The organism is Sulfurimonas sp. (assembly GCF_032250635.1).
GTDB lineage: Bacteria > Campylobacterota > Campylobacteria > Campylobacterales > Sulfurimonadaceae > Sulfurimonas.
This window is the reverse complement of sequence record NZ_JAVVFL010000135.1, coordinates 1-6,278: the sequence shown is the minus strand read 5'-3', so window position 1 is coordinate 6,278 and position 6,278 is coordinate 1. Positions and strand designations below refer to the sequence as shown.

Genomic DNA, 6,278 nt, shown 5'->3' with positions numbered 1-6,278 from the left:
CTTCGTACGCTCCTCTTTTGCCCTCTCTATCTTTTGGAGAGGCGTTCCATGTGGTCGGAGCTATAACAGAGTAGTTTTGTATCTTCTGCTCTTTTATGCTTACAAAGTGGGACAAAACACCACGCGGAACTTCAAGAAAGGCTCTCCCTTTTGCCTCTTTTGGGAGTTTTTCAAAATCATATTTCGCCCATGTATCGGTGTCGTAATATTTTATGTTTTGCACAAGCCGTGAGACAAGTTTAAAAATATATTCACAGATATAAGCACTCTCTATCGCCCTTGCAGCATTTCTTCCGACGGTTGATGAGAGATCCATAAGTTCAAGGTCTGTAGCATCTAAAAACTCATCTACAAAAGGTTTTATAAGCTCGTTGCCGCTTAAGTAACTTACAAGCACTCTTGCCAGTGGTCCGCTCTCCATTACCTCTCCAGCGTATCTTGGAGCCTTAATCCATGAGTATTTGTCACTGTTTTTTGCGGTTTTGAGCGTACCGTCACTGTTCAAGTCGGTATAGCAGACTTCGCCCTTCTCATCGTACCAAGCTCTATCAACCTCTTCGCTGATTTTGCTCTCGTCAAACTCCTCTACTTTTGAGAAGTCATGTCCATAAATAACGCCGCCGCTAAAGAGTTTTTGTTTTTCATCAAACATATAACCGCCAACGGATAAAAAGTTGCCCTTAGCTCTGCCAGAGCCCTCTTTTATCTCATCTCTATAAGCCGTTGCAAGCAGCTTCATATCGCTCATATAAGCGCGATCCACAAACTCTTTTGCCTCTTTGATAACAAATATATAGTCGTTAACTCTTTGCGGGTTTAGCATATCGGCGACACTTGTAACCCCGCCTACTACAATACTTTGCGGATGTGGTGTTTTACCGCCGAATATCGCTACGGCTTTGCTTATCTCTGTCTGAAATCTAAGCGCTTCTAGGTAGTGAGAGAGAATGATGAGATTTTGTTCGGGTGTTAGTTCATAAGCGCTATGCCCCCAGTAACCGTTTGCAAAGGGACCGAGTCTTCCCGCCTTTACAAAATTTTGCAGTTTCTGTAGCACCTCCGTATAGTGCGCACCAGAGTTTCTGTAAGGATTTTTGGAGTACTTTTTCGCCTCCTCTGAAGCAAGAGAGGCGTCGGCTTCAAGCGCAGCCGTTACATCTATAAAATCCAAAGAGTGCAGATGGTAAAAGTGCACGACATGATCTTGTATAAAGAGCGCCATCGTCATCAGATCTCTAACAATACGTGCATTATTGGGCGGTTCAATGGAGTAAGCATTCTCTACGGCACTAACAGCCGCGCGAAAGTGAGAGTTTGTACAGACTCCGCAGATTCTCCCTGCTAAAAGTCCCGCATCTCTAGGGTCTCTGCCTTTTAGTATGGTCTCTATGCCGCGAAAGAGCTGCCCGCTTGCGTACGCCTCTTGAACCACGCCATCTTCATCAACCTCAACCTCAACGCGCAAATGCCCCTCTATCCTTGTAACGGGATCAATGACTATCTTTTTCATTCTCTTCTTCCTTATATACTCTTTCGTTTGCAAACTTGTCAAAAAAGCCTCTCTCTGTGCATCCCATGCATCCATGCCCCGCCTGAACAGGCCAGCTCGTGCCTTGGTTGAACTTCATGGTCGGGCAGTTTACATGAGCATAGGGACCTTTGCACCCCATCTTAAAAAGGCACCAACCCTTTTTTGCACCCTCATCACCCCACTCTTGGACAAACTCTCCAAGCTCGTAGTGTCCGCGCCGCTCGCAGTTGTCATGCACTCTTCCCTCATATGCCCAAAGAGGTCGGTTGAACTTATCTAAAGGCGGCATCTCTTCAAACATGATGTAGTAAAGAAGCGTGCCGACGATATTGACGGGGTTTGTCGGACACCCTGAGATATTGACGACATCCTCTCTCTTTAGCGCCTCTGCAACTCCTACCGCGCCTGTCGGGTTTGGAGCGGCAGCAACCACGCCTCCATCAAACGCGCAGCTTCCCACGGCAATAACAAGCGCGGCATCTTTTGCGCATCGCTTTAGCAGCTCTATGCCCGTTTCGCCTTTTGAGCCGATTCTTAGATACTTTCCATCCAGTCCAAGCGGAACCGCACCCTCAACTATAAGTATATACTCGCCCTTTTGATTTTTGATGATATCGTCCAAGAGACTCTCGCTCTCATCGCCGCTTGCACTCATCAAAAGCTCATGATACTCAAGTGAGATATACTCAAATATAAGATCTTCTAAAGCGGGATTTGCCGACTTAATGAAGGCTTCGGAGTTGCCGCTGCAATCGGCTAGCTCAAGCCAGACAATCGGGATTTTGTTAAGGCTCTTTACCCCTTTTGCGACCACCTCTTCAAACTTTGGATGCAGCTGCATATCTGCGGTGACCATGCTGACCCATCTGTTGACCTCATCTTTTGTGATATCCATATTCTCCATTGCGGCTTCTAGGTTCTCTTCATCAAGAGCGTTACGCGGATGCTCTTTGTTAAACTTTGCAACTCTTTTTTTTGCCACTTGCAGTTTTTCTTCTAACCCTTTCTCTTTTGCACTCTTTTTTACAATATCTGGATTTATGAGACACTGAGACTTCTCTATAATACCTATAACCTCGCCTCGGCATCTGCCGCAAACCCTGCCTGCTTCTGAAAACTCTTCCAAATCGGCAAAAGAGTTCACGCCGTTTTGTGCAACTATATCAACCAAATCATTATAGTAAGCTCCCGTGCAGCTGCAAACAAGCTTCCCTCTGCCCTCTGTTTTTGCGGCTTTGTATAGCTCGCCTATCTCTATCTCTTTTGCGCCCTCTATAAGATTTTGAACATAGCAGACATCAACGTTTGAGTTTATTCCGACGTATCTTAAAACTCTGCCCTCTTTTAAAAAATACTCATCTATGGAGTTCTCTTTGCTTATAACTACCTTCTCAAACTCTTTGCCAAAATCAGGCGACATAACATCAACCAAAGTAAACTCGCCCACTTTTAACATGTCTACGGTTGTTTTTGGTTCAAACTCTTGAGGCTCTCGTTGTAAAATGTGTGAAATAGCACTTTTTGCCTGCTGCGTACATGCCTCTACATGTCCCGCTATAAAACCAAATTTTGTTACCTCCGCACACTCACCGATGGCATAGATATTCTCATCTTCACTCTGCATAAAAGTGTTTGTCAAAATCCCTTTGTTGCACTTGAGAGTCTCTCTAAAATGCTCAACATTGGGTCTGATTCCTATACCGAAGATGAGAAAAGGGTTTTTTATCTCTCTTTTTTTCGTTTTTAAAAGCTTTATCTCTGCATCTTCTATAACAGTATCAACTATCTCATCTTCAAAATATATAGTAATTTTTTTGTTTTTTGTGTAGCTCTGCTCTATAATATTCACAGATTCGCTTGAGAGATTTTTGTCATATAGAAAGTTCGAGCGTATAAGCAGTGAGATTTTCTCAACATCTGCCATTTTATCCAGCGTCTCAAGAAGCTCAAGAGCGATTGGTCCTCCGCCGACAACAACAATCTCTCTCTCTTTTACGCCATCTTTGATGACTTTGCAATCATCGGCACTTCTAAAAACAGCCGCATTTTTAACGCCCTTTACGTCAAAGGGAGCGTTTGGCAAAGAGCCTGTTGCAATGATGAGCTTGTCATAACCAAACATTGCCTCATTTGAGTAGACGCGTTTTTTTTCTCTGTCAATTTTGATGATTTTTTGATTCAACTCCAGATGAACGGTGGGATCGAGATGTAAAGATATCCCCTCTATATTAGAAGTTTCATCAACAAGCTTACAGAGATGTATCCTGTCATAAGGCGAATGCTTCTCCTCGCTAAGAATTGTTACATCAGTAGAACTATCCGCTTTTTTAATATTGTTTGCAAAATAAGCCGCGGCCATACCACCGCCGATGATTAAGAGTCTCATGTGAATTCCTCTTTTATTTAATACGGCTTCATTGTATATTTATTTTATTTAAAAGGTAATAATACCAAATACTAGCAGAGCAAAATTTCTCCTAAAGAGCCTTTTTGTAGGAATGCTTCTCAATCATTCTAAGAACAATCGCTGAGACATAAGGAATACTTTGGATAAAGATAGTTGCGCAGAAGATATAAACTTCTATAATCCCCTGCTTATTTGTCACTATAAGCGCCACAAACGAACCTAAAAGCAGTGATGCTAAAATCATCTCATTTTTTACGGGGCTGCTTACGCTTTTTTTGCTGTTGCCACCTTTTTCCGTTCTCTTAAAAGGCAGAGAATCTTTTACAAATCCGTCATATACCGCTTTAAAGATGATAAGTTGCAGGCTCATGGCGGCAATGGCACCCAAAAGAGAGTGGTATAGATTTGCCCCTACCCTTGTTCTGTAAAGCACAAACGAGTGAATGACATTTACTAAAAAAGCCGTTAAAATCGGTACACTCAGCGCGATAGTCGGGATGGTCACTCCGACAAATATAATAACGGGAACCCAGATGATGTTTAGTATTGAAGCGACTGTTCCCAAAGCGTCAGAGAGCCAAAAAAACCATCCCGTAACAAAATGGTGTTTTTGCGCACGTGTAAGCGTTTTGGATGATGGTTTAAAGTGGTGCCAATGTTTTTTGAGAATCTGCACTGCACCGTACGCCCAGCGATGGCGCTGATTTTTAAAGGCTTCAATAGTGTCGGGAAGCAAGCCATGCCCATATCTGCGGTTTGTGTAGTGAGCGATATAACCAGCTTCAAAGAGTCTAAGCCCCAACTCACTATCTTCAACAATGGTATCGGTATTCCACGCTCCGACTTCATCAAAAGCGCTTTTACGCACCATAATCATTGTTCCATGCGCTACGATAGCATTCTCTTCATTGCGCTCAACCATGCCGATATCAAAAAAGCCTGCATACTCGGCATTCATCGCCGTTTTAAGAAGTGATTCGTTACCGTCTCTATGATCTTGAGGCGCTTGAACTAAAGCAACTTTTTGATCATCAAAAATCGGCACTAACTCTATAAGCCAATTTGGACTGATAACATAATCGGCATCAATTACGGCTAATATTTCACACTCCGGATTTGTAAACTCGAGCGCTTTATTTAGCGCTCCCGCCTTAAAACCGCTACACTCTATATCAAGATAGACAAATCTCTCTCCAAGTTCACTGCACAGAGCTTTTATGGGCTCTTTATAGAACTCCTCAGGCGTATTGTTGATTATGACAAGAACTTCATAATTAGTGTACTTTAGTTTTGAGAGCGCTATAAGAGTCTCCTCTAAAACGGCAGGCTGCTCTTTGTATGCAGGCACATGGATGCTTACAAAAGGAACATGTTCAGACTTTAAATCAAGAGGAATAAGTCTTTGCGGACGCTTTCCGATTGTACACTTAAAGAGCTCATTTGCCTTAGCTAGCGTAATCAGAGTAAGAGGTATCATAAGAATCGAACCCATACCCCACATAATCCAAGTACCGAAGTTCATGTAGTGAACAAAGGGGTAAACCGCCGACATAACGATACCAAAGGAGATTCCCTGCGCAGCAAGGCCGTAGGTAAAAGCATGTAAAAAATTGATATTTTGATTTCTAAGACCAAAAAAAGTTAAAATTGCCCCTATAATGGCAGCCGCAACCATCTGTGTAAACCAATACGGCTCAACAAGAACTTCTCCATGCATTTCAAATTTTTGGTGTCGGTTTGCATCAAAAATTCCCCAATACTGCCCAACACTTCCCTCATCGGAGCCTTTCCATGGCTGATCAAACGCTTCAATCAGGTTGTAGCTAAAACCCTCCTGTTTTGCTAAACCCAAAAATCTTCTAATAACGGTTGCCTGATTTTCGGGACTTGCCACGGCAGCTTGATTATTGTATCCCTGACTCGGCCATCCAAACTCGCCTATAACCAAAGGTTTGTTTTTATACACATCTTTTAATTTTTGATAGGTCTCTTTGAAAAACGGTTCAAAATTTTGGGCTTTTACCTTTTCCCAATAGGGGAGAATATGAATATTTATGCTATCAACTTCCCTAGCCAAATCTGGATGAAGCAGCCATGTATTCCAAACCTCTGCTGTTGTAACAGGCACAACATGCTCTTTTTGCCTTAAAAGCTCATCTCTAAAAGTTTTCTCTTTTGCCGCTCTTGCTCTTTTGTTTTTTATTGTAGAAACTTCATCTTTTATGGCGTTTTCTTTGGCTTCTCTCTTGGTGTTGAACAAGATATAAACAAATCTTTTAACATCCCTAATATGCGTTATAAGCTCATCTGGTGACAAATCCTCACGAAGCAGCACCTCAT

3 protein-coding genes are annotated in these 6,278 nt (G+C 42.6%); all 3 read right to left on the bottom strand.

From position 1 onward, the window contains the following. Positions 1-1,510, bottom strand: a 1,510-nt coding sequence (locus tag RQ763_RS08540; RefSeq protein ID WP_314152375.1) for a nickel-dependent hydrogenase large subunit, incomplete at its 3' end; no start/stop codon positions are given. After that, complete coding sequence (locus RQ763_RS08535) at positions 1,491-3,917, bottom strand: hydrogenase small subunit (RefSeq protein WP_314152374.1); 2,427 nt, start codon at positions 3,915-3,917, stop codon at positions 1,491-1,493. The genes RQ763_RS08535 and RQ763_RS08540, both read right to left, overlap by 20 nt. A 91-nt stretch (positions 3,918-4,008) precedes the next feature. After that, positions 4,009-6,278 (bottom strand): glycosyltransferase family 2 protein (locus RQ763_RS08530; RefSeq protein ID WP_314152373.1); only part of this gene is annotated, 2,270 nt, incomplete at its 5' end.

Excerpts from the sequence above, each read along its gene's own strand:
- RQ763_RS08535 (WP_314152374.1), bottom strand. The coding sequence starts at position 3,917 with ATGAGACTCTTAATCATCGGCGGTGGTATGGCCGCGGCTTATTTTGCA.